Origin of the sequence: Janibacter sp. Soil728, assembly GCF_001428305.1 — a bacterium.
GTDB lineage: Bacteria > Actinomycetota > Actinomycetes > Actinomycetales > Dermatophilaceae > Janibacter.
The window spans coordinates 331,962-354,974 of sequence record NZ_LMRZ01000003.1; the positions used below are offsets into that span (position 1 = coordinate 331,962).

At 70.8% G+C, this 23,013-nt stretch carries 22 protein-coding genes; 7 read left to right on the forward strand and 15 right to left on the reverse strand.

Translation table 11 applies throughout. The features are described from left to right. The first annotated feature begins 45 nt into the window (after positions 1 to 45). The gene (locus ASG73_RS17825; protein ID WP_156466156.1) at positions 46 to 747 is read left to right on the forward strand and encodes a M50 family metallopeptidase; all 702 of its coding nucleotides are present in this window, start codon (positions 46 to 48) and stop codon (positions 745 to 747) included. A 3-nt stretch (positions 748 to 750) separates the two neighbouring features. Next, the gene (locus ASG73_RS17830) at positions 751 to 1,185 is read left to right on the forward strand and encodes a DoxX family protein (protein WP_055992165.1); all 435 of its coding nucleotides are present in this window, start codon (positions 751 to 753) and stop codon (positions 1,183 to 1,185) included. A 6-nt stretch (positions 1,186 to 1,191) separates the two neighbouring features. Here ASG73_RS17830 and ASG73_RS05745 read toward each other — a convergent pair whose 3' ends face one another. Genes ASG73_RS05745 through ASG73_RS05755 form a run of 3 tightly spaced genes read right to left on the reverse strand, consistent with a single transcriptional unit; the run spans position 1,192 to position 4,730 of the window. Further along, a complete protein-coding gene (locus ASG73_RS05745) occupies positions 1,192 to 1,998 on the reverse strand; it encodes an HAD family hydrolase (protein WP_055992167.1) in 807 nt (268 codons plus the stop codon). Next, entirely contained in the window at positions 1,995 to 3,770 is a 1,776-nt protein-coding gene (locus ASG73_RS05750; RefSeq protein ID WP_055992773.1) for a proline--tRNA ligase, read from the reverse strand. The genes ASG73_RS05745 and ASG73_RS05750 overlap by 4 nt, the downstream gene beginning before the upstream one ends. A gap of 51 nt (positions 3,771 to 3,821) precedes the next feature. Further along, positions 3,822 to 4,730, reverse strand: coding sequence for a LysR family transcriptional regulator (locus ASG73_RS05755; RefSeq protein WP_055992169.1), 909 nt, complete (start codon positions 4,728 to 4,730; stop codon positions 3,822 to 3,824). A 72-nt stretch (positions 4,731 to 4,802) separates the two neighbouring features. On the opposite strand from ASG73_RS05755, the gene ASG73_RS05760 reads away from it, so the two are divergent. Beyond that, complete coding sequence (locus ASG73_RS05760; protein WP_082567034.1) at positions 4,803 to 5,729, forward strand: EamA family transporter; 927 nt, start codon at positions 4,803 to 4,805, stop codon at positions 5,727 to 5,729. A 62-nt stretch (positions 5,730 to 5,791) separates the two neighbouring features. Here the strand turns inward: ASG73_RS05760 and ASG73_RS05765 are convergent, their stop codons facing one another. From ASG73_RS05765 to poxB, 4 genes are read right to left on the reverse strand one after another with little or no spacing between them, the layout of a single operon-like run. After that, on the reverse strand, positions 5,792 to 6,574 hold the full coding sequence (locus tag ASG73_RS05765) for an SIR2 family NAD-dependent protein deacylase (protein ID WP_055992175.1): 783 nt from the start codon (positions 6,572 to 6,574) through the stop codon (positions 5,792 to 5,794). Next, positions 6,571 to 7,491, reverse strand: a complete 921-nt coding sequence (locus ASG73_RS05770; protein ID WP_055992178.1) for a GNAT family N-acetyltransferase — start codon at positions 7,489 to 7,491, stop codon at positions 6,571 to 6,573. The genes ASG73_RS05765 and ASG73_RS05770 overlap by 4 nt, the downstream gene beginning before the upstream one ends. Positions 7,492 to 7,495: 4 nt before the next feature. Beyond that, on the reverse strand, positions 7,496 to 7,888 hold the full coding sequence (locus ASG73_RS05775; RefSeq protein ID WP_055992181.1) for a DoxX family protein: 393 nt from the start codon (positions 7,886 to 7,888) through the stop codon (positions 7,496 to 7,498). Between the two features lie 11 nt (positions 7,889 to 7,899). Further along, positions 7,900 to 9,642 carry a ubiquinone-dependent pyruvate dehydrogenase gene (gene poxB / locus ASG73_RS05780; protein ID WP_055992183.1) on the reverse strand — a complete coding sequence of 581 codons (1,743 nt, stop codon included), beginning with the start codon at positions 9,640 to 9,642 and terminating at the stop codon, positions 7,900 to 7,902. Between the two features lie 181 nt (positions 9,643 to 9,823). On the opposite strand from poxB, the gene ASG73_RS05785 reads away from it, so the two are divergent. Next, positions 9,824 to 10,795, forward strand: coding sequence for a zinc-binding dehydrogenase (locus ASG73_RS05785; protein ID WP_055992186.1), 972 nt, complete (start codon positions 9,824 to 9,826; stop codon positions 10,793 to 10,795). Between the two features lie 58 nt (positions 10,796 to 10,853). On the opposite strand, the gene ASG73_RS05790 is transcribed toward ASG73_RS05785, so the two are convergent. The 8 genes from ASG73_RS05790 to ASG73_RS05825 all read right to left on the reverse strand — a co-directional run bounded on the left by ASG73_RS05790 (position 10,854) and on the right by ASG73_RS05825 (position 18,636). After that, positions 10,854 to 11,699 carry a GNAT family N-acetyltransferase gene (locus tag ASG73_RS05790; protein ID WP_055992189.1) on the reverse strand — a complete coding sequence of 282 codons (846 nt, stop codon included), beginning with the start codon at positions 11,697 to 11,699 and terminating at the stop codon, positions 10,854 to 10,856. Positions 11,700 to 11,759: 60 nt separating this feature from the next. Continuing rightward, positions 11,760 to 12,917 carry a flavodoxin-dependent (E)-4-hydroxy-3-methylbut-2-enyl-diphosphate synthase gene (gene ispG, locus ASG73_RS05795; RefSeq protein ID WP_055992776.1) on the reverse strand — a complete coding sequence of 386 codons (1,158 nt, stop codon included), beginning with the start codon at positions 12,915 to 12,917 and terminating at the stop codon, positions 11,760 to 11,762. Between the two features lie 46 nt (positions 12,918 to 12,963). Continuing rightward, positions 12,964 to 14,298, reverse strand: coding sequence for a M50 family metallopeptidase (locus ASG73_RS05800; RefSeq protein ID WP_055992192.1), 1,335 nt, complete (start codon positions 14,296 to 14,298; stop codon positions 12,964 to 12,966). A gap of 76 nt (positions 14,299 to 14,374) precedes the next feature. Continuing rightward, the gene (gene dxr, locus ASG73_RS05805; RefSeq protein ID WP_055992195.1) at positions 14,375 to 15,550 is read right to left on the reverse strand and encodes a 1-deoxy-D-xylulose-5-phosphate reductoisomerase; all 1,176 of its coding nucleotides are present in this window, start codon (positions 15,548 to 15,550) and stop codon (positions 14,375 to 14,377) included. Continuing rightward, positions 15,547 to 16,050, reverse strand: coding sequence for an acyl-CoA thioesterase (locus ASG73_RS05810; protein ID WP_235499369.1), 504 nt, complete (start codon positions 16,048 to 16,050; stop codon positions 15,547 to 15,549). The genes dxr and ASG73_RS05810 overlap by 4 nt, the downstream gene beginning before the upstream one ends. Before the next feature lie 238 nt (positions 16,051 to 16,288). Further along, positions 16,289 to 16,648: a barstar family protein gene (locus tag ASG73_RS05815; protein WP_055992201.1), complete on the reverse strand. Its 360-nt coding sequence runs from the start codon at positions 16,646 to 16,648 to the stop codon at positions 16,289 to 16,291. Beyond that, positions 16,645 to 17,154 (reverse strand): ribonuclease domain-containing protein, encoded by a 510-nt coding sequence (locus tag ASG73_RS05820; protein ID WP_055992204.1) that lies wholly within the window; start codon positions 17,152 to 17,154, stop codon positions 16,645 to 16,647. Before ASG73_RS05820 ends, ASG73_RS05815 begins: the two co-directional genes overlap by 4 nt. An 18-nt stretch (positions 17,155 to 17,172) precedes the next feature. Further along, positions 17,173 to 18,636, reverse strand: a complete 1,464-nt coding sequence (locus ASG73_RS05825; RefSeq protein ID WP_055992207.1) for an NAD-dependent succinate-semialdehyde dehydrogenase — start codon at positions 18,634 to 18,636, stop codon at positions 17,173 to 17,175. A 96-nt stretch (positions 18,637 to 18,732) separates the two neighbouring features. Between ASG73_RS05825 and ASG73_RS18530 the strand changes: the two genes are divergently transcribed. The 3 genes from ASG73_RS18530 (at position 18,733) to ASG73_RS05840 (ending at position 22,982) form a co-directional block, all read left to right on the forward strand. Next, entirely contained in the window at positions 18,733 to 20,946 is a 2,214-nt protein-coding gene (locus ASG73_RS18530) for a DUF6421 family protein (protein WP_327077479.1), read from the forward strand. After that, positions 20,943 to 22,019 carry a threonine aldolase family protein gene (locus ASG73_RS05835; protein WP_055992210.1) on the forward strand — a complete coding sequence of 359 codons (1,077 nt, stop codon included), beginning with the start codon at positions 20,943 to 20,945 and terminating at the stop codon, positions 22,017 to 22,019. Before ASG73_RS18530 ends, ASG73_RS05835 begins: the two co-directional genes overlap by 4 nt. A gap of 69 nt (positions 22,020 to 22,088) precedes the next feature. After that, positions 22,089 to 22,982, forward strand: coding sequence for a phosphatase PAP2 family protein (locus ASG73_RS05840; RefSeq protein WP_055992213.1), 894 nt, complete (start codon positions 22,089 to 22,091; stop codon positions 22,980 to 22,982). Positions 22,983 to 23,013: the final 31 nt, after the last annotated feature.

Here is a 23,013-nt window from a genome sequence, read left to right on the forward strand (position 1 = left end):
GCCCGGCCGTGCCGGCTGACAGGTTGACCACCTACGGTCACCTGCGTGGACCAGATCATCGACCGTCTCGCGCCCGCGACCTCGGCACCCGACCTCACCGGCTGGACGCTCGTCGCCGTGCTGGTACTCGGCGGGGTCGCCGCGACGTGGTGGCCGGCGTGGCGCGTCCTGCGCATGGCCGTGACCCTCGTCCACGAGCTCGGCCACGCCGTCGTCGGGATCCTGTGCGGCCGGCGGTTCACCGGCTTCGTCCTGCGCTCCGACATGTCCGGTCATGCCGTGAACGTCGGACCCGCTCACGGCGCCGGGGTCATCGCGACGACCTGGGCGGGCTACCCGGCTCCGGGGATCGTGGGCGCCGGGCTCATCCCGGTCGCCACGCACGGCTGGTCCGCCCCGGCGCTGGCCGTGCTCGGCGTCGGTCTCCTCGCGTCCCTGACCCGGGTGCGCTCGGCACTCACCGGGCTCGTCGTGCTCTCCGTCATCGCCGCCACAGCATCCTTGTGGTGGTGGGGCGACGACACCCTCCAGGCCCGACTGCTCGTCGGGGTCGGGGTCCTGCTGCTCGTCGGCGCCTGGCGCCACCTCGGATCGATGTTCCCCCACGTCGAGGCGGGCAGCGATCCGGGTGTGCTCGCCCGGGCCACGGGGATCCCGGCACCGCTGTGGGTCGCCAGCTTCGTCCTCGTCCTCGCCGCGGCAACCTGGCTCGTCGTCGCCGAGCTGCGGGGTTCCGTGGGAGCGTGAGGCATGCCCTCATCGCTACGCGCCGTCGCCCAGGTCCTCCTCGGCGCCTTCCTCGTGCTCGCGGGCATCGCCCACCTGACCGTCGCGCGGACCGCCTTCAGAGCCCAGGTGCCACCGTGGGTCCCCCTGGACGTCGACCTCGTCGTGGTCATCTCCGGGGTGGTCGAGATCGTCTGCGGCGCAGCGTTGCTGCTCGCCTGGCGTCAGCCGCACCGGGCGATCGTGGGGGGCGTGGTGGCGCTCCTCTTCATCGCGGTCTTCCCCGGCAACATCGCCCAGTTCACCGAAGGACGTGACGCCTTCGGTCTGACGAGTGACACGAGCCGGGCGGTGCGGCTGCTCTTCCAGCCCGTCCTCGTGGTCTGGGCCCTGTGGTGCACGCAGGCAGTGCAGGAGACCCTGCACTGGTGGCGCCGACGGCGTGAGCAGCGCTCCTGAGGCGGCTCAGACCTCGCGCCACCCGTCGACGATGTCGAGCACGTCCAGCAGCTGCGTCGCCACCCCGTCGGGCTCCACATCGACGGTGACCTGCTGGTCAGCGGGGATGTCGCTGTGCGGCACCCAGATGGCGCGCATCCCGACCTCCTGCGAGCCGAGCACGTCCTCGAAGAGGCGGTCACCGACATAGACGACATTGGCCACCGGCACACCGAGCTGCGCGGCGACCGCCTCGAAGGCCTCCCGGTGCGGCTTGACCACGCCGATCTCCGAGGAGTACACGTCCCCGTCGATGAGGTCGAGCACGCCGTCGCGCTCGAAGATCTCTCGGTGGTAGTCGCCGCTCCAGATCGTGTTGGACAGCACCCCGACCTTGAGACCGCGCTCGCGCAGCCCCTCCCACAGCGTGCGCACCTGCGGGTCGGTGCGGGTGTGCGGCTCCCAGAAGCGGCGGTAGGCCGCCAGCGCCACGTGGTGCCGGTCCTCGCTCGGGTCCAGGCCGGCCTCGCGCAGGATCCCGTCGAGCTGCGCGCTGGAGCGGTCGTCCGCGCGACCGCGCTGCCAGGCCCGGTCCTCGACGGCGAGGATCCGGTCAGCGAGCTCCTGCGCGCGGTCCAGGTCGTCCTGCGGCACGTCGTCGGACTCGAGCGGGATGCCGTGGATCTCGCGGGCGAAGACGCGCCACTGCTGCCCCAGGTCGACCGTGTGCCACGGCGTGAGCGTGCCGCCCCAGTCGAAGACCACCGCCTGCACCGGGCCGGCCGGCGGGCGCTCGTGGACGGTCAGCGGGTGACGCATCTCGTCGACGCTCATGACTGGTCCCGCACCTCACGGACCAAGGCCTCGACGGCCTCGGCCACGGGGACCTCCCGGCGCTCGCCGGTGCGACGGTCCTTGATCTCGACGACGCCGTCGGCCAGGCCCTTGCCGACGACGAGGATCGTCGGGACACCGATGATCTCGGCGTCCTTGAACTTCACGCCCGGGCTGACCTTGCCCGCACGGTCGTCGTAAAGGACGCTCACGCCCTTCGCCTCGAGCTGGGCAGACAGGTCGCCGGCGGCGGTGAAGATCTCCTCGCTCTTGCCCGCGGCCACGACGTGGACGTCGAAGGGGGCGAGCGCGCGCGGCCAGATCAGGCCCTGCTCGTCGTGGTTGTCCTCGGCGACGACCCCGACGGCGCGCGTGACGCCGACGCCGTACGAGCCCATCGTGACAGTGACGAGCTTGCCGTTCTCGTCGAGGACCTTCAGCCCCAGCGCCTCGGCGTACTTGGTGCCGAGCTGGAAGATGTGGCCCATCTCGACGCCGCGCGCGAGCGTCAACGTGCCCTCGCCCGTGGGGCTGGGGTCGCCCTCGCGGATCTCGGCGGCCTGGATGGTGCCGTCAGCGGTGAAGTCACGACCGTGGACCAGGTCGATGACGTGCTTGCCGTGCTCGTCCGCCCCCGTCACCCAGGCGCTGCCCTCGGCGATGCTCGGGTCGAGCAGGTACCTGATGCCGGACGCACGCTCCGCACCGAGGACACCGGGGCCGATGTAGCCCTTGGCCAGCGTCGGGTGCTTGGCGAAGTCGGCCTCCTCGAAGGCCTCGACCTCGGCGGGCGCCACCTGCGCCTCGAGTCGCTTGGCGTCGACCTCACGGTCACCGGGGACACCGATGGCCAGCGCCTCGCGCCACGGCTCCTCGTGCTCCTCGTCAGCGGGGTGGAGGAGCATGACGATGACATTCTTCAGCGTGTCCGCGGGGGTCCACTGACGCCCGTCGGTGCGCGGGTGGCTTGCGTTGAGCGCGGCCACGAGCGTGTCGATCGTGGGGGTGTCGGGGGTGTCCTCGACGTGCGCGGGGCCGGCAGTCACCTCGAGCGGCGGCGCCTGCGGCACCTCGACGGCCTCGACATTGGCGGCGTAGCCCGAGGCGTCACGCACGAAGGTGTCCTCGCCGTTGGGGCTGACGGCGAGGAACTCCTCGCTCGCGCTGCCCCCCATCGCACCCGAGTCGGCGTGGACGATGACGTACTCGAAGCCCAGCCGGTCGAAGATCTTGATGTAGGCGTCGCGGTGCGCGTCGTACGCCTTCTGCAGGCCTTCTGCGGTGATGTCGAAGGAGTAGCTGTCCTTCATGATGAACTCACGCCCGCGCAGCACACCAGCGCGCGGCCGGGCCTCGTCGCGGTACTTGTTCTGGATCTGGAAGAGCGTCAGCGGCAGGTCCTTGTAGGACGTGTACATGTCCTTGACCGCGAGGCAGAACATCTCCTCGTGCGTCGGGCCGAGGAGCATCTGCGTGCCCTTGCGGTCGGTCAGGCGGAAGAGGTTGTCGCCGTACTCGGTCCAGCGGTTGGTGGCCTCGTAGGGCTCCTTGGGCAGCAGAGCCGGGAAGGAGAGCTCCTGCCCGCCGATGGCCTCCATCTCCTCCCGCACGATCGCCTCGACCTTGCGCAGCACCTTCAGCCCCAGCGGCAGCCACGTGTAGACGCCCGGCGCCGCACGCCGGACGTAACCGGCCCGGACGAGGAGCTTGTGGCCGGGCAGCTCGGCGTCCGCCGGGTCCTCGCGAAGGGTGCGAAGGAAGAAGGACGACATGCGTGTGACCACGGAAGGGACTCCTGGTGAGGCGAAGGGGGATGTGCCTCCTCAGCGTATCCGCTCACCCATGAGCGCCGCCCCTGCAGCAGCCAGCTGCCGGGTCACGAGAGCGACGGCGGCGCGCTCGGCCCGGTCGGGTCGGGACAGCGCCACGATCCAGCGGGCGGAGTGGACCTCGGTCAGGGGGACGAGCACGAACTCGTCGGCCGTGCGCGTCGTGTAGCGCGGCAGCAGGGCGATGCCCTCCCCCGAGGCGACGAGCGCGGCGACGAGGTGGTTGTCACGGATCCGCAGCCGTCGGTGCAGCGCCGTCCCGCAGGCGCTCTCGATGCGCTGGAGCACGGTGTCGAAGGGATAGTGCTCAGGCACGCTGATCCAGTCCTCGCGGATGACATCGCGTGGGCGCAGGTGCGCGCGTCCGACGAGCGGGTGGTCGGGCGGCAGCGCCACGTCGAGCGGCTCGCGGGTGAGGACCGTGCTGCGCAGGCCCTCGCTGCCTGCGGGCACCTCGCTCGTCAGGGAGTGGGCGATGACGATGTCGGCGTCGGCTGCCGCGCTCGCGTAGTCGTGCTCGGCCAGGTCGAAGTCGTCGACGGTGATCTCGACGTCGGTGTCGGCGAGCAGGGTCAGCACGCCGGGCAGCAACGCGGTCAGCCCGCTCGGCAGCCCGGCGATGCTCACCCGCCCGGTAGGTCGTCCGCGGTGCTCGTCGAGCCGGGCGGCCACCCGCGCGAGGGCGGCGGCCACGTCATCGGCGCCGTCGGCGAGCAGCTCTCCCGCGTCGGTCAGCCGCAGCCCACGACCGTGCGGTTCGACGAGGGGCACGCCCACGGCTCGCTGGGCGGTGCGCAGCTGCTGGGACAGCGCCGACGGGGTGCGGTGCGTGGCCGCGGCCACCGCCGCGAGGCTGCCACGCTCCCGCAGGTCGCGCAGCAGCTCCAGATGCCGGATGTCCATGTAGCGACCCTAACGTGTTACGTCATGACGATTCGCTTGTCCTGCACTGTCGTGAGAGCGCACCATCAGGGAGTGCCCATGCCTCATCGCCTGCTCGCCGTCTTCGTCGCCGTCCTCTGGGGTGCGAACTTCGTCGCCATCCACGCCTCGCTGGCGATCTTCCCTCCCTTCCTCTGCTCGGCGCTGCGCTTCCTGCTCCTGGCCATCCCCACGATCCTGCTCGTCCCGCGACCGCAGGTCCCGACGCGGTGGCTGCTCGGCTACGGCATCGGCTTCGGCGTCCTGCAGTTCGCCTTCCTCTATCTCGCGATGGACATCGGCATGCCGACCGGCCTCGCGTCGCTCGTGCTCCAGAGCTCGGCCCCCTTCACCGTCGTCCTCGGGGCCGTCCTCCTCGGTGAGCGCCTGTCGACCCGGGCCGCCACGGGCGTGGGCGTCGCGGCCCTGGGCATGGCGATCGTCGGGTCCCAGCGGCTGTCCGCGGAGGCCGGCCTCCTCCCCTTCGTCCTGACACTGCTCGCGGGTCTGGGCTGGGCCTTCGGCAACCTCGCCGCCCGTCGGGCCGCGGCACCCAAGCCGCTGCACCTGACGATGTGGATGACGGTGGTCCCGCCCGTCCCCCTGCTCCTGCTGTCGTTCGCCGTCGAAGGGCCGGACCGCATCGCCGGCGCCTTCGGCGACTCGCTGACCGCCGCGGCGATCCCCGCCTGGCTGGGCCTGGCCTACACGACCCTCTTCGCGACCGTCATCGGCTCGGGGATCTGGACCTGGCTCATGTCGCGGCACCCGTCGGGAACGGTGGCCCCCTTCTCCATGCTCGTCCCGGTCACCGGGCTCGCGCTCGCGTGGATGATGCTCGGTGAGGTCCCGGCGCCGCTCGAGCTCGCCGGTGGGGTGCTCGTCGTCGGTGGGGTGCTGTGGGCCTCGCGTCATCGGCCGACCGCGCTGCCCGAGCCCGAGCCGCTACCCGAGCCGGAGGCCCAGCCCCTGCGGACGTGACGTGCAGAAGGAGTCGTCCTGGTGCATCCGGTGGCGGACTCCGCCACGGATGGCACCAGGGACTACCTGTCGTGCAGGGCCTCGACCAGAGCCGGCAGCACCTCGGCGGCCGGCTCGCGCACCACGTGGTGGCACATGTCAGAGATCTCGCTCTCGTGCGGGTTGATCTCGATGACGGTCGCGCCCTCGGCGCGGGCCATCGCCGGGTACCCCGCGGCCGGGTAGACCAGACCCGACGTCCCGATCACGAGGACGACATCGCCCGGCTCGAGGGCTTCGACGGCCGTCTCGGTGGTCTCGACCGCCTGCTCGGGGAGCATCTCGCCGAACCACACGACACCGGGACGCACGTCCCCTTCGCACAGCGGGCAGGTGGGTGGGTCGAGGCGCTCGACCGGCTCTTGCGGCAGCTCCACCTCGCCCTCGTAGGGGGTGCCGCACTCGCTGCACCGCGGCTCGAAGAGCGATCCGTGCAGGTGCGCTGCCACGCTCGACCCGGCGCGCTCGTGCAGGTCGTCGACATTCTGCGTCGAGATCGTCACCTCTCGCAGTCGCGCCAGGTCGGCCAACGCGACGTGACCGGCGTTGGGGTCGACCCCGCGCACGAGCTGCATCCGCCACGCGTACCAGGCCCAGACGAAGGGCGGGTCCATCTGGAAGGCCTCGAGCGTCGCCAGCTGGGTGGGGTCGAAGGCCTCCCACAGCCCGGTCTGCGCGTCGCGGAAGGTCGGGACCCCGGACTCCGCGCTCATCCCCGCGCCGGAGAGCACGAGGACCCGACGGGCACCCTGCAGCGCCGCGATGACCTCGTCGGGCACGGTGGTGGTCTGGTCGGTCGTCGTCATGCGTCCTCCTGGGCTGGGCGGGAAGGGCGTTCGCGCACATCTTCGCAACTGTCGTCGGGAGGGGCGAGCTCGTAGAGCGCCCGGGTGCCCCGACTGCGGTACCCGAGGCGCTCGTAGAGCGAGCGCGCGGGGTTGTCGCAGCCGACGGCGAGCCACGCGGCCTCGGCCTCGTCGCGGGAGACCGCCGTGAGGGTCCGGGCGACGAGGTGCGCCCCGAGACCGTGGCCGCGCCACTGCGGGACGACACCGACCTCCTCGATCCACCCGTCCGAGACCGTGACGAAGCCGGCGACGTGGCCGCTGGAGTCCATCGCGACCCGGGAGTTCTCGGGCTGGAAGCCGCGCTGCTCGCGCAACCACCGGCCCCACGCACGCGACCTGCCCGCGTCGTAGCCGGGCTGATCACCGAAGGACGCCGCGTAGGCATGCTGGAAGGCCTCCGACGTGTCGTCGGTGAAGGGCAGGGTGACGATCCCCTCGGGGCGGCGGACGAAGGGGATGTGCTTGAGCGAGTGGCGCATCACCGTCTCCGCGAAGACCCGGTGCAGGCCGAGCTCGGCGAAGAGCTCCTCCGCCTCGGGGCTCACCGAGTCCAGGACGAAGCGGACCTGGTCCCCGCTGTGCGCGACCAGCCAGTCGGCGAGCTCGCGCCCGATCCCGCGCCCCATCACGGCCGGGTCGACCAGGCCGGTCGCCGCGATCCCGCTGGCCCCGACCCGTCCGACCGCGGCTGCCGCCACGATGTCGCCGAGCTCGTCCCTGCCACTGATCGCCAGATCGGTGACGAAGGCCGAGCGCATGTGCTCCGGATCCGCCAGGTCGGGCAACCCGCCATCTCGCTCCAGGCAGGCCTCGCCGAGCCGGACGAGCGCGTCGAGGTCGTCCTCCGTGGTCGGTGACCACTGCAGCTGGCTCACCGGGTCACCCGCGGTGCGCAGCCCGCAGCGCGACCCGCACCAGGGGCCACTGCAGGGGCAACCGGGCGAGCGTGCCGGCGAAGACGCCCACGGCCTGCGGGGTGCGCTTGCGCTGCGCCCGTCGGCCGTGGTCGATGCTCATCTGGACATTGGCAGGGAAGACACCTGCCAGCAGGGCTGCGCTGGCCCACCCCGCGGCGGGTCGGGTCGTGGGGACGAGCAGCCCTGCGGCGCAAGCGATCTCAGCGACACCAGACGCCTTGACGAGCATCTGGCCGTGCTGGCGCAAGGGCGCAGGGACGATCGGCTCGAAGACCTGCGGGCGCACGAGGTGGATGACGCCCGAGGCGATGAAGAGGCCGGCGAGGCCGGCGGTCGGGAGGTCGGGGCGAGACATGGGACTCCTTGTCAGAAGATCTGCCGCAGGTTGACCCGCGACAGGTCGAGCAGCTCGTCGCCACGGCCGGACATGACCGTGCGCAGTGCGTAGAGGGTGAAGCCCTTGATCTGCTCCGCCGAGATCGCCGGCGGGATCGTCATCTCCTGGCGCTCGGTGACGACGTCGACGAGGGCGGGGCCGTCGTGCGCGAAGGCCGCGCGCAGGCTCCCTTCGAGGTCGGCGGACTCGGTCACCCGGAAGCCCTTGATGCCGCAGGCCTCGGCGACCTGTGAGAAGTCGGGGTTGTGCAGGTCGGTGCCGAACCCGGGCAGCCCGGCTGCCTTCATCTCCAGCTCGACGAAGTTGAGCGAGGAGTTGTTGAGCACCACGATCTTGATCGGCAGGTCGTGCTGACGCACGGTGAGCAGCTCTCCCATGAGCATGGCGAGCCCGCCATCACCACTCAACGTGACGACCTGCCGGTCGGGGAAGGCCAGCTGGGCGCCGATGGCCTGCGGGATGGCATTGGCCATCGAGCCGTGGATGAAGGACCCGATGAGCCGGCGGTCCCCGCGACACTCGAGATAACGCGCGGCGTAGACGACCGGCGAGCCGACGTCGGGGATGAAGACGGCGTCCTCAGAAGCGATCTCGTCGACGAGACGCGCGAGGTACTGGGGGTGGATCGGCTGGTCCTTCTTGCCGAAGATCCCCTTCCTGGGCGGCTGCGCCAGCTCGTCGAGCTTGTCTCGGGTCTTGGCGTAGTGCTTGACCGCGTCCTCGAGGTGCTTGCGGTCGGACGCCGGCTGCAGGAGCGGGAGCAGCGCCCGGATGGTGTCGCCGACGTCGCCGACGAGACCGAGGTCGAGTGGTACGCGGCGGCCGAGGTGCTCCCCGCGCAGGTCGACCTGGATGAACTTCGCACCCTCCGGGTAGAACTGGCGGTACGGGAAGTCGGTGCCGAGCATGAGGATGGTCTCGGCCTCCTCCATCGCGCGGTACCCGGACGCGAAGCCCAGCAGCCCGGTCAGGCCGACGTCGAAGGGGTTGTCCCCCTCGATCACCTGCTTGGAGCGAAGGGTGTGCACCACCGGTGCCGCAAGACGATCCGCGAGTGCGAGGACGTCGCCCTTGGCCCCGGCGGCGCCGGCACCCACGAGCAGGGTGGTGCGCCTGGAGGACGCGAGGAGCTGGGCGGCACGCTCGAGCTGGTCGGCCGCGGGCACGACTCTGGCACGGGCGCGCTCGATGATGGTGACGCGCTCGTCGACCGCCTCGGCCTGGGCCACCTCGCCGGGGACCACGAGGACCGCGACACCGCGCTCCTGGACGGCCGCACGCATCGCCGTCTGGAGCATGCGAGGCATCTGCGAGGGATCGGAGACCATCTCGCAGTAGACGCTGCACTCCTGGAAGAGGTTTTGCGGGTGGGTCTCCTGGAAGTACCCGCTGCCGATCTCCGCGCTGGGGATCTGCGCGGCGATCGCCAGGACCGGCACGCGGCTGCGCTGGGCATCGAAGAGGCCGTTGATCAGGTGCAGGTTGCCGGGTCCGCAGCTGCCGAGGACGACGGCGAGGTCGCCGGTCAGCTCGGCGTCGGCCGCGGCGGCGAAGGCCCCCGACTCCTCGTGACGGACCAGGCGCCAGGTGATCGAGCCGTCCCGGCGCATGGCCTCGGTGAAGCCGTTGAGCGAGTCCCCGGGCACGCCGTACGCGCGGGTGACCCCGTTGGCCCTCAGCGTGGCGATGACATTGTCGGCAATCGTGCCCATGGTGACTCCTGACGACGGGGGTACCGGTCGCTTCCACGCTATCCCTCCCGCCGGAACCCGGTCATGCGCACGAGAGGCGCATCTCCATGAGGTCGTGCTCCGAACCCACACGCCCTCAAGGTCGTGGGCACCGGGCTGGCAGAGTATGGAAGGAGTGACCCCGACCGAGAGGAGCGCACCGATGCGCGCCGTGTACGCCGAGAGCATCAACCCGCAGGACCCGCTGGCCGGACTGGTGGTCGGTGAGCGACCCGCCCCGGTCGCCCCCGAGGGCTGGGCCACGGTGACCGTCAAGGCCGCCGCGCTCAACCACCACGACGTCTGGTCGCTGCGCGGCCAGGGCCTGGGTGCCGACGCCCTCCCGATGATCCTCGGCTGCGACGCGGCCGGCATCGACGAGGACGGCAACGAGGTCGTCGTCCACGCGGTCATCAACGACCCGGCGTTCACCGGGGCCGACGAGACGACCGACCCGCGCCGCTCCCTGCTCTCGGAGCGCTACCAGGGCACCTTCGCCGACACGGTCGTCGTCCCCCGCCGCAACCTCGTCCCCAAGCCCGAGGGCCTGAGCATGGTCGAGGCCGCGTGCCTCCCCACGGCCTGGCTCACCGCGTACCGGATGCTCTTCGTCCGCGGGGCGATGCGTCCCGGCGAGAGCGTGCTCGTCCAGGGCGTCGGCGGTGGCGTCTCGACCGCGCTCATCACCCTGGCGCGCGCGGCCGGGCTACGGGTGTACGCCAGCTCCCGCAGCGAGGCCAAGCGCGCCCGCGCCCTCGAGCTCGGCGCCCACGAGGTCTTTGCCACCGGTGAGCGGCTGCCGGTCAAGGTCGACGCCGTCATGGAGACGGTCGGCCAGGCCACCTGGACGCACTCGATCCGCGCCCTGCGCCCCGGCGGTCGCATCGTCATCGCCGGCACCACGAGCGGGCCCAAGCCCGACGACGCCGAGCTGACGCGCATCTTCTTCCTCCAGCTGAGCGTCATCGGCTCGACGATGGGCACGCGCGACGAGCTCGACTCCCTCGTGCAGATGCTCCACTCGACCGGCACGCGCCCGCTGGTCCACGCCGAGCTGCCCTTGGACCAGGCCCGCGACGGGTTCGCCCAGATGATCGACGGCGACCACGTGGGCAAGATCGTCTTCACCCTCTGAGAGGCATCGCTGACACCTCGACCCCGCCGCGAGCGGGGTCGAGGTGTCAGAAGAGGTGTCAGAAGAGGATCGTCGAGAAGGTCCCGACGCGCTCCATGCCGATGCGTCGGTAGGTCGCCAGCGCCGGCGCGTTGAAGTCGTTGACGTAGAGCGTGGCCAGCGGCGCGTGGTCGATCATCGACTGCTCGAGGGCCGCGGCCATCATCGGCGCGGCGAGACCCTGCCCGCGCAGCTCCGGGCTCAGCCACACCCCTTGGATCTGGCAGGCCCCGAGCGCCACCGACCCGACGTCGGCCTTGAAGATCACCCGACCGCCCTCGATGACGACATAGGTCCGACCGGCGCGGACGAGCCGCCAGATCGAGTCGCGGTAGAAGGCGGGGCTGCCGGTGTAGGGCCGGTACCCGATCTCCTGGGTGAACATGTGCTCCGCGGCAGGCAGCACGAGGTCGACCTCGTCGAGGGTGGCGGGGCGTACGCGCGGGTCGAGTCGGATGCCCAGCTGTGAGGGTGGCGTGTGCGATGCCAGCAGCGGCTGCTCACCCCGGATGGTCCGCGGCGCAGGGAAGTCGCCACCTGCTGCCCGCCACAGCCCGTGCACCTCCTCGCGCGGTCCGAGGAAGGACGCGGAGCGGCGGCGCACCTTGCGCACCTGTGCCGCGAGCGCCGCCCAGCTCGCGGGCGTGGTCGCCACCGGTACGACATTGGCGAGGGTCCACACGAGAGCCTCCAGCTCACCGTCGTCGAACCAGCCGTAGGCCGCGGAGGAGCCGGCGCCGAGACCGCCGTCGAGGATGCGGCTGGCGACGAAGACGTGGGACGCGGGATCGCGCGCGCACAGGTCCAGGGCGGCATCGACATCGTCGGGGCCCAGGAGCCGGGTGGGTTGGCGGGTGCGCAGCACCCCTCCAGACTAGTGAGCGAGCAGCGCGGCGGGTGGCGAAGGGGGGTGCCCCCCTTCGTCCTAGCCGACCGAGACGGTCGCGCCGGACTCCTCGCCGTCGAGCGGCTCGCCCATCTCCTCGGCGAGGCGCATGGCCTCCTCGATGAGGGTCTCGACGATCTGGCTCTCGGGCACGGTCTTGATGACCTCGCCCTTGACGAAGATCTGGCCCTTGCCGTTGCCGGAGGCGACACCGAGGTCGGCCTCGCGGGCCTCGCCCGGTCCGTTGACGACGCAGCCCATGACGGCGACGCGCAGGGGCACGGTCATGCCCTCGAGCCCGGCGGTGACCTCCTCGGCGAGCTTGTAGACGTCGACCTGCGCACGGCCACAGCTGGGGCAGGAGACGATCTCGAGCTTGCGCGGGCGCAGGCCGAGGGACTGCAGGATCTGCTGGCCGACCTTGATCTCCTCGACCGGCGGGGCGGAGAGGGAGACGCGGATGGTGTCCCCGATGCCGCGGCTGAGCAGCGCACCGAAGGCGGTCGCGGACTTGATCGTGCCCTGGAAGGCGGGCCCGGCCTCGGTGACACCGAGGTGCAGCGGCCAGTCACCGGCCTCGGCGAGCAGCTCGTAGGCGCGCACCATGATCACGGGGTCGTTGTGCTTGACCGAGATCTTGAAGTCGTGGAAGCCGTGCTCCTCGAAGAGTCCGGCCTCCCACACGGCCGACTCGACGAGAGCCTCGGGGGTGGCCCTGCCGTACTTCTCCAGCAGTCGCTTGTCGAGGCTGCCGGCGTTGACGCCGATGCGGATCGAGGTGCCGTGGTCCTTGGCCGCCTTGGCGATCTCCTTGATCTGGTCGTCGAACTTGCGGATGTTGCCGGGGTTGACCCGCACCGCTGCGCAGCCGGCCTCGATGGCCGCGAAGACGTACTTGGGCTGGAAGTGGATGTCGGCGATGACCGGGATCTGGCTGTGCTGGGCGATCTCGGCGAGCGCGTCGGCGTCATCCTGGCTGGGGCAGGCCACGCGCACGATGTCGCAGCCGGCGGCGGTGAGCTCGGCGATCTGCTGCAGCGTCGTGTTGACGTCGGACGTCAGCGTCGTCGTCATCGATTGCACCGAGATCGGCGACTCACTACCGACGCCGACCGAGCCGACCTTGATCTGGCGGGTGGGACGACGGGGTGCGAGGACCGGGGCCGGAGCCTTGGGCATACCGAGGGAGACGCTCATGCCTCCCATTATGCGGCCTCTGGCCTGAGCGCTCGCTGTGGACCCGCTAGGTCAGCCTGACCGGCTTGACGATGTCGGCGTAGACGAGCAGCAGGGTCATGCCGATGAAGGCCAGCGCGACGACATAGGCCAGCGGCATCGCCTTGGCCACGTCGACGGGGCCGGGGTCGGGCAGGCCACGCAGCCTGGCCCAGCCCTTCTTGATCCCCTCCCACAACGCGCCGGCGACGTGGCCGCCGTCGAGCGGGAGGAGAGGGACGGTGTTGAAGGCGAAGAGGACGAGGTTGAGCGAACCCAGGAGGGTCAGCAGGAGGATCGCCTTGTCCCCCGCGTCACCGAAGATGTCGGAGCTGGCGACCTCACCGGCGATCCGGCCGACACCGACCACGGACATCGGTCCGTTGGGGTCGCGCTCGCTGCTGCCGAAGGCCGCCTCGGCGACGCCCACGAGCTTCTGCGGGATCTTGACGAGGAGCTCGTAGGTGGCGCCGACCTGGTCCCCGAAGAGTCCCGGGACCGCGGTGATCGGCTGCTTCTGCATCTCGACGCTGCCGGAGGCGCCGAGGAAGCCCGCCCGCTCGGTGCGGACTGCTCCCTTCGCGTCCTTCTCCGGCTGGCCGTCGTCGCCGTAGACCGGCATGTTGAGCACGATCGGGTCGGCGGTGAGCTTCTTGGTCGACCCGTCGCGGTCGACCGCCATCGTCAGCGGCTTGTCGAGGTTGGCCCGGATCGCCATGCGCACATCGGTCCAGGACTCCACCGGGGTGCCGTTGATCGCGGTGATCTTGTCGCCGGGCTTGAGGCCAGCCGCGTTGGCGGGGGCCACGGGCATGTCGGCGGTGCAGGTGTTGGCCGCCTGCTGGCCCATCTGCTGGATGTCGACGCACTCGTTGACCGAGGAGATCGTCGGGGTCGTGACGGCCACACCGTGGAGGGTGAAGATGCCGGTGAAGAGGACGAGCGCGATGAGCAGGTTCATCACCGGTCCGCCGAGCATGATGATGATGCGCTTCCAGATGGGCAGCTGGAAGAACATCCGACCGTCGTCGCCGGGCTGCACCTCTTCGAGGCTCTGCTGGCGGGCCTCCTCGACGAGCTGGCTCATCCGGCCGGTGCTGGAGGAGCGCATCGTGCCCTCGGCCTGGTCCTTGGCGGGAGGGAACATGCCGATCATCCGGATGTACCCACCCAGAGGGATCGCCTTGACCCCGTACTCGGTCTCACCGCGGCGGCGCGACCAGATCGTCGGCCCGAAGCCGACCATGTACTGCGGCACCCGGACGCCGAACTTCTTGGCCGGCACGAGGTGGCCGATCTCGTGCAGTGCGATCGACAGACCGATCCCAAGCACGGCGAGAAGGACCCCCAGCACGTAGAGCATGAAGAAATGATCTCACGGTGACCTGACAGTTCCCTCCCCTTCGTCTGCATTCCCCTAGGGCAATGCAGACGAACGGTCAGCTCCCGAGGATGGCGGCGGCCTCGGCCCGCGCCCACGCGTCCGCTGCGAGCACGCCCTCGACCGTGTGCGCGTCGAAGCTCGCGTCATCGTGCCGCTGGACCACCTCGGCGATCGTGTCGACGATGTCGGTGAAGGCGCAGGCGCCCTCGTGGAAGGCGTCCACCCCCACCTCGTTGGCTGCGTTGTAGACCGCCGGGTGGGTGCCACCCGCGGCACCGACCTGTTGCGCCAGCCGCACGGCCGGGAAGGCCTCGTCGTCCAGCGGCTCGAAGCGCCAGTCCTGGGCCGTGGTCCAGTCCACCGGCGTCTCGACATCGGTCAGCCGCTCCGGCCACGACAGCCCGAGCGCGATGGGTGCGAGCATCGTCGGCAACCCGAGCTGGGCGATGACGGCGCCATCGTGGAACTCGACCATCGAGTGGATGATCTGCTGCGGGTGGACGACCGCCTCGATGCGGTCCATCGGCACGTCGAAGAGCAGGTGCGCCTCGATCAGCTCCAGCCCCTTGTTGACCAGCGTCGCGCTGTTGGTCGTGATGACCCGTCCCATGGCGAAGTTGGGGTGCTTGAGCGCCGCGGCCGGCGTCACCTCGCGCAGCGCCGCCCGGTCCATCCCGCGGAAGGGCCCGCCGCTCGCCGTCACGACGAGCTTGCGCACCTCGTCGGCCCGGCCGGAGCGCAGGGCCTGGGCGATGGCGGAGTGCTCGGAGTCGACGGGCACGATCTGGTCCGGCGCAGCGAGCTCGCGCACGATCGGTCCGCCGATGATCAGCGACTCCTTGTTGGCCAGGGCCAGGCGCGCGCCCGAGCGCAGCGCGGCGAGCGTCGGCCGCAGCCCGATGGCGCCCGTGATGCCGTTGAGCACGACGTCCGTGGGTGCGGCGGCGGCCTGCGTTGCCGCCTCCTCCCCCACGATCACCTCGGGGGTGTAGCCAGTGATCCCGGCCGCGTCGGCAGCCGCGGCGATGGCCGCGGCCAGCTCCTCGCGGGTGCCGGTCGCGGCCGCCACGAGCGAAGGGAGATGACGCGCGGCCTGCTCGGCGAGCAGCCCGATGTTGGAGCCACCCGAGAGCACCTCCACCTCGAAGCGGTCTCGGTGGGCCTCGATGACCTGCAGCCCCTGGGTCCCGATGGACCCTGTGGAGCCGAGGAGCGTGACGCGGGTGCTCATGCGCCCACCTCGTCGCTCTCACGGCGGCTGTGGTCGATCGCCTCGCGCCGGGCCAGCCGGTTGGCGCGGCGGATCTCCGCCTCGCGGAAGTGGCGCCGCTCCTCGGGCGTCTCGATCACCAGCTCGGGAACGCGGCGGGTCCCCCCTTCGGCATCGACGGCGACGAAGACGAGGTAGGCGCTCGCGACGTGGACGCGCTCGGTGACGGCGTCCCATCTGTCGACCTCGGCTCGCACACCGACCTCCATGGAGGAGGTCCCCGCCCAGTTGACCTGCGCGCTCACGTGGAGCACGTCGCCGACGCGCACGGGGTTGAGGAAGGCCATCTCGTCCATCGCCGCGGTCACGGCCGGACCCTGGGCGAAGCGGTTGGCCGAGACACCGGCCGTGTCGTCAACCATCTTCATGATGTTGCCGCCGTGCACATTGCCCAGCAGGTTGGCCTCCGCCTGGGACATGACGCGGGAGAGGGTGATCCGGGTGTCGGTGGGTGTCGTCACGCCACCATCATGGCAAGTCCACGGTGCGATGATCGTGAGGCCACCCATCCAAGGCGGGCGCGGCCGCCGGGCTGGTCACTGCGGTGGGCTTCGCCCTCGCGGCCGGCCTGTCCAAGCTGACCTGACCCCGCGTCTGTGCGGCCGGGATCGAGGTCGGGGTCGGGCGGCGGGCCTTGCATTGCCCTATGGCAATGCAGACCAACGGTCACGGGCCTGCATTGCCATAGGGCAATGCAGGTCAGCGGTCGGCGATGACGATGCTCAGGTCCGGGTACTCGTCGTCCAGGTCGGCCAGCACCTCGAGGACGGCCGGGTCGGTCCCGACGCCGCCGCTGGGGTGGTGCGGATCCGGCGCGTCGTGGTGACCGGGGCGCCACACCAGCGTCCACGGTGCGTCGTGCCGGTCGGCGACCTCACGCAGGCAGTCCATGAGCGCGTCGAGGTTGCGCCCGAAGTGCTCCGGGAAGAGCAGCGACCGGGCGAAGCGGTCGTAGATCTCCTCGCGGTCGGCTCCCCCGTCGACGAGGTGCACGTGGTCGGTCCCGGCGACGGCCCGGGCGAGGAGCCCGTCGACCCCTGCGGCCTCGATGTGGATCACTGGCCCTCCTGGATCTGACGGAAGCTGTCGTAGTGGTCGTCCGTGTAGAAGCAGTCCCGGGCCTCGCCACAGACGATGCGCTTGGCACCTCTGTGGTCCAGCCCCGGAGTAGGCACCGTGTACTCGCTGTAGTAGCCCCGCTGCTGCGAAGGGAGGATCCCCTCCCTGTTCTGGAAGGTGATGCCGTCACGGTCGTAGGGGAAGGGCCCGCCGTCGCGGATCAGCCCGAGCGTCTCCTGCCCTTCGGCGGGCAGCGCCGACTCCGCGATGGTTGCGAGACCGGAGCTCGGTGTCGAGCCCTGGCCCGAGCCTGAGCCCTGCCCCGAGCTCGCGCCCGATGTGGAACCGGAACCCGATGACGGTGCGGCAGAGCGTGAGTGCGAGGTCGACGAACCGTCGTCGGTGCCGGAGCCGCCGGCGCCGCCCGTGATGACGATCCAGGCGGCCAGCAGGATGAGGACGAAGCCGCCGACGAGCTGCAGCCGGGTGCGCCAGATCTTTGTCATGTCAGAACCAGTGGCACGTCAGAGCGCCAGGCCGACGTACTTGGTCTCGAGGTACTCGTCGATGCCCTCGAAGCCCCCTTCGCGGCCGAAGCCGGAGTGCTTGACCCCGCCGAAGGGAGCGGACGGGTTGGAGACGATGCCCTGGTTGATCCCGACCATCCCGAACTCGAGCGCCTCGGCGACGCGAATCGTGCGGGTCGTGTGCTCGGTGAAGACGTACGCGACCAGGCCGTACTCCGTGGAGTTGGCCAGGGCGATCGCCTCCTCCTCGGTGCGGAAGGTCGTGATCGGCGCGACCGGCCCGAAGATCTCCTCGCTGAGCACGCGGGCGCTCGCCGGCACATCGGTCAGGACGGTCGGCGGGTAGAACCAGCCCTTGCCGGAGGGCACCTCGCCACCCACGAGGGCGGTGGCCCCCTGCGCGATGGCGTCGTCGACGAGCTCGGCGACACCGGTGCGCGCCTTCTCGGTGATGAGCGGGCCGACGTCGACCCCCTTGGTCGTGCCCTTGCCCATGCTCAGCGCACCCATGCGGTCGGCGAGCGCCGCGGCGAAGTCGTCGGCGACGGACTCGTGGACGATGAAGCGGTTGGCGGCCGTGCACGCCTCACCGATGTTGCGCATCTTGGCGAGCATCGCGCCCTCGACGGCGCGCTCGAGGTCGGCGTCCTCGAAGACGACGAAGGGGGCATTGCCGCCCAGCTCCATCGACGTGCGCAGCAGCTGCTCGGAGGACTGCTCGACGAGCTTCTTGCCGATCGGGGTGGAGCCGGTGAAGGTGAGCTTGCGCAGGCGTGGGTCGCGGATGATCGGCTCGCTGACCTCGCCGGAGGAGGTCGTCGGCACGACATTGAGCACGCCGGCGGGCAGGCCGACCTCCTCGAGGAGCCGCGCGAGCGCCAGCATCGTCAGCGGTGTCTCGTGGGCGGGCTTGACGACGGTCGTGCAGCCGGCGGCGATGGCCGGACCGATCTTGCGGGTGCCCATGGCGAGCGGGAAGTTCCACGGGGTGATGGCGAAGACGGGGCCGACGGGCTGCTTCATCGTCATCAGGCGGGTGCCACCCGTGGGGGCGACGGCGTATCGGCCGTGGATGCGCACCGCCTCCTCGGCGAACCAGCGGAAGAACTCGGCGCCGTAGGTCACCTCGCCGCGGGCCTCGGCCAGCGGCTTGCCCATCTCGAGCGTCATGAGCATGGCGAAGGTGTCGGCCCGCTCGGTGAGCAGCTCGAAGGCCGAGCGCAGCAGCTCCGAGCGCACCCGCGGGTCTGTGGCGGCCCACTCGGCCTGGGCTGCGACGGCGGCGTCGAGGGCGGCCTTGCCGTCGGCGACGCTCGCGTCGGCGACCTCGGTCAGGGTCTTGCCGGTGGCGGGGTCGCTCACGGCGAAGGTGGCCCCCTCACCGGCGTCGCGCCACCTCCCACCGATGAAGAGCTGGGTGGGTGCGTACTCGAGGGCTGACTTCTGCGTGACGGCTGCCATGGGCTCTACGGTACGAGGAAGTCGCGTCCACGGCACAGTCTCTGCGCCCGATCCTCGAACTGGCGTAAATCCTCCCGTTTTGAGACGCTATTGGTGATGAACTTCCCGCAGATGTCTCCGGAGACCGTGATGACTGTCAACTCCCCCTTCGCCCGCGTCCTCCTCGACCAGGCCCACAGCAGCGCCTGGTCGATCGATGCCGACCTCGCCGCGCGGATGAACCCCGCCAACCCGGGCGACGCGAGCCTGGCGCGGGCCGCGGCGGTCCTGCGCGAACGCGGCACGGACGTCCTGGCCCACACCGACGGCGAGCTGACGCCAGCGGCTCTGGACGTCGCAGACGTCCTCGTCATCACCCACCCCGCGGCCGCCGCCAGCGAGCGTGTCGCCGGCGACCTGCCCCCCGTCCTCTCCCCCGCCGAGATCGAGGCGGTCACCGACCACGTGGCGAAGGGGGGTGGCCTGGTCGTCCTCGCCGAGTGCGACCACGACGCCCACGGCAACAACGTGAACGACGTGCTGGCCCCCTTCGGCGTGCGCATCGTCTCCACCCTCGTCCACGAGCGCGCCGACGGCGGGCGCCGCCACCTCGGCAACGCGACCTGGGTCCTGGCCGAGACCGCCACCGGCCCCGGGCAGGGGGTCATGGCCGGCATCGGCGAGCTGTGCTTCTACCGCGCGGGGACGATCGACATCTCAGGAGCGCCCGACGCGCGCGTCCTCGCGCGCACCTCCGCGAGCGCCCACCCTGCCGGCCAGCCGCTCGCCGTCACCGTCGAGCACGGGCGGGGCCGCGTCGTCGTCCTCTCCGACTCCGACCTCGTCGGCGACGACTCGATCGGCGACCTGGACCACGAGGAGCTGTGGGTCAACCTCGTGACGTGGGCGGGCAACGGCTCACGGGCACTCGAGACCGGGACCCCGGCTGCCGACGGCGTCGCCGACGCGAGCAGCGTTGTCGCAGCTGACGATCCCGCCTGGCTCGCTCTCAAGACCGCCGTCGAGGAGCTGCGTCTGATGCAGACCAAGGACGGCTCCCTGGCCCAGGACGCCGACCGCGAGCGCGCCACCGCCCTCGTCGCGACGATGATCGAGCGGATCGCCGGGCTGGCCCCGCGCTTCCCCCACGACGCCGACTACCTCGCCGCGCTGCCGGTCGATCTGCAGCGCTGGGTCGACGGCGGTTTCGCGGTGCCCGACTTCCTCGACTCGCTCATGGCCTTCCGTCCGGACCAGTACCGCGTCGACGGGGCCGAGCACCTCGTCGTCTTCCCGATGTACACCCAGAACGGCAACCTCGACCGGGTCTTCGAGGCGGTGCTCCTCGACGTCATGTGGCCGCAGTGGCTGGCCGACGTCGAGGCCCGCTACGACAACCCGATGTTCCTGCCGGTGCGCTTCATCGACTTCACCCCCGGCTACGACACCAACTCCGCGGTGCTCTTCCCCGAGACGGTCGCCGTGCGCGAGGTGCCGAAGTTCAGCTGGGGCGCGATCTTCTGCGACCGTGAGGCGGCCCGCTTCCGTCGCGTGACCGCCGCGTCCGCCGAGGTCCTGGGTCTCGACCTGCCGCCGGAGGGCGAGCGTCTCGTCGCCTCCCAGGAGGTCGCGCAGGCGACCTTCGCGATGTGGGACCTCATCCACGACCGCACGCACAGCCGCGGGGACCTGCCCTTCGACCCCTTCATGATCAAGCAGCGGATGCCCTTCTGGATGTACGCCCTGGAGGAGCTGCGCTGCGACCTCAACACCTTCCGGCAGAGCGTGACGCTCGCCGCCGAGGGCCACCCCTACGCCCGGGCCGTGCAGCTCGCGATCCTCTTCGACCGCCTCTTCCGTTTCCCTGTGACCGGCGACCGGGTGCGCAACTACGACGGACTGGGCGGGCAGCTGCTCTTCGCGTGGCTGCACAAGCACGGCGCGCTGCGTTGGACCGACAACACCCTGACCTTCGACTGGGCGCAGGTCCCGGCCGTGGTCGTCGCCCTGTCCGACGAGGTCGAGACGCTCTACCGCGAGGGCATCGACCGCTCCCGCGTCGGTCACTGGATGGCGGCGCACGGCTTCATCTCCCGATATGTCGCGCCGCATCCGGCTTCGGTCTGGGCGAAGGGGGCCGAGCACCTCCCCCTCGACGCCCCGCCCAAGGGTCTGACCGATCTCGCCCAGCCCGACGAGTTCCCGCTCAACGTCTTCTACGAGGCGCTGCGCAAGAAGCTGGCGCCGGTCATCGAGTCCACCCGCGGCATCACCGGCACGCGGGACCCGCGGGCCGAGGAGCGCGTCGAGGTTGAGAGGATCTCCGCGTGACCGACACGAGCACCCAGGCCTCCCCCTTCGCCCCCATACACGACCCGGCGACGCGGGGCTTCGCCAGCGACAACTACGCCGGCATCCATCCCGAGGTCCTGGCGGCGATCGTCGCGGCCAACGGCGGGCACCAGGTCGCGTACGGCGAGGACGTCTACACCGCACGGCTGACCGAGGTCCTTGCTGAGGTCTTCGGCACCGCGGTCGAGGTCTTCCCGGTCTTCAACGGCACGGGCGCCAATGTGCTGGCGCTGCAGGCCTGCACGAGTCGCTGGGCCTCCGTGCTCACGACGAGCAGCGCCCACATCCACGTGGACGAGGCGGCCGCCCCCGAGCGGGTGGGCGGCTTCAAGGTCAATGTCATCGACACTCCTGACGGCAAGCTGACGCCCGAGCTCATCCGCGCGTACCCCGCCCGGGTGGAGGACGAGCACTTCGCCCAGATCGGGGTCGTGTCGATCACCAACTCCACCGAGGTCGGCACCGTCTACACGCCCGCCGAGATCCGGGCGATCGCCGATCTGGTCCACGAGCTCGGCTGGGTGCTGCACCTCGACGGGTCTCGCCTGTCCAACGCCGCGGCCGCACTGGGAGTCGAGCTGCGCGAGCTGACCACCGACGCCGGCGTCGACATCCTCTCCCTCGGCGGGACCAAGGGTGGGGCCATGCTCGCGGAGGCCGTCGTCGTCCTGTCCCCCGAGCGGGTCCACGGAGCGACCTTCCTGCGCAAGCAGTCGATGCAGCTGGCGAGCAAGATGCGCTTCGTCTCCGCGCAGCTGCTCGCGCTCTTCGAGGGTGACCTGTGGCGGCGCAACGCCCAGCACGCCAATGCGATGGCCCGCCGCCTGGCGGATGGCGTCGCCGGCGTCGAAGGCCTGGTACTGCCCAACGAGGTCGAGGCCAACGCCGTCTTCCCGATCCTGCCGCGCGAGTCCAGCGAACGACTCATGGAGAGCTTCCGCTTCTACTTCTGGGACGAGACGACCGGTCAGGTGCGCTGGATGTGCGCCTGGGACACCACCGAGAGCGATGTCGATCGCTTCGTCGAGGCGGTCCGCGCAGAGCTGCGCTGACCCTGTGCCGTTGCTCACAAACGGCGGTTTGCACAGGAAGTTCCCAGTCTGATCCTCTACACCTGAAGGGTGGCCCGTCTCCCTCGACTCACCAGCGCACCGGTACTCGCCGGTGCGCTCGTCGTGTTCACCCTGCTGGCTGCCGGCCCCCTTCGCCCGTACGACGAGATGTTCCAGGGCTACTGGGCCAAGCACTACACCCCCAACTGGTGGCTCTTCCTCGACACCGTGCCCAATGCCGTGGCCGGCCAGGCCGTCTGCCTGCCCATCCTCGCGGGCGTCGCGATCTTCCTCGCCTGGCGCCATCGCACGTGGCACCCGCTGGCCATCGTCGTCGCGGCCGAGGTCGGTTTCTACGGCGGCATCGGCGGCATGAAGGTGCTGCTCGGCCGCACCGCGCCCTCGGCCGGTGAGGGCAGCTTCTGGGAGGGCGGCCCCTTCGCCCACGGCTGGTACGGCATCGCCTACCCGTCCGGCCACGCCGCCGAGGCCGTCCTGATCTACGGCGCCGCGGCCTATCTCGTGCTCTCCTACGCCGGTCCCGACACCCGCCTGCGTCGCCGGTTGACCTGGCTCGTGGGGCTCATCGCGCTCAACGCCATCGTCGTCGCCTTCTACCTCGGGTACCACTGGCCGACCGACCTCGTCGCCGGGCTCCTGGCCGGCGGTCTGGTGCTGCGCTGCATCGTCAACGCCGACCGCGCGCTCGCCCGACGCGGCCTCCCCTTCGGGTGGAGCCATCGACTGCCGAGGCTGTCGCGACCCGAGCCTGGGGCCGCTCCCGCGGCGCACCGCCCGCAGCCCCTGCCCGTCCCCGCGGCGATCTGGCTGCGGACCCACCCCTTCGACCTGCCGAAGCCGAGCGTGACCAACCTCCAGCCGCTCACGGCCGCATGGTCGGCACGCGTGCCCGGTCAGCCCCCGGTCGCAAGCCCCGAGCGCAAGCTGCTCACCACCCGCTGAGGAGCGTGCATTGCCATAGGGCAATGCACGC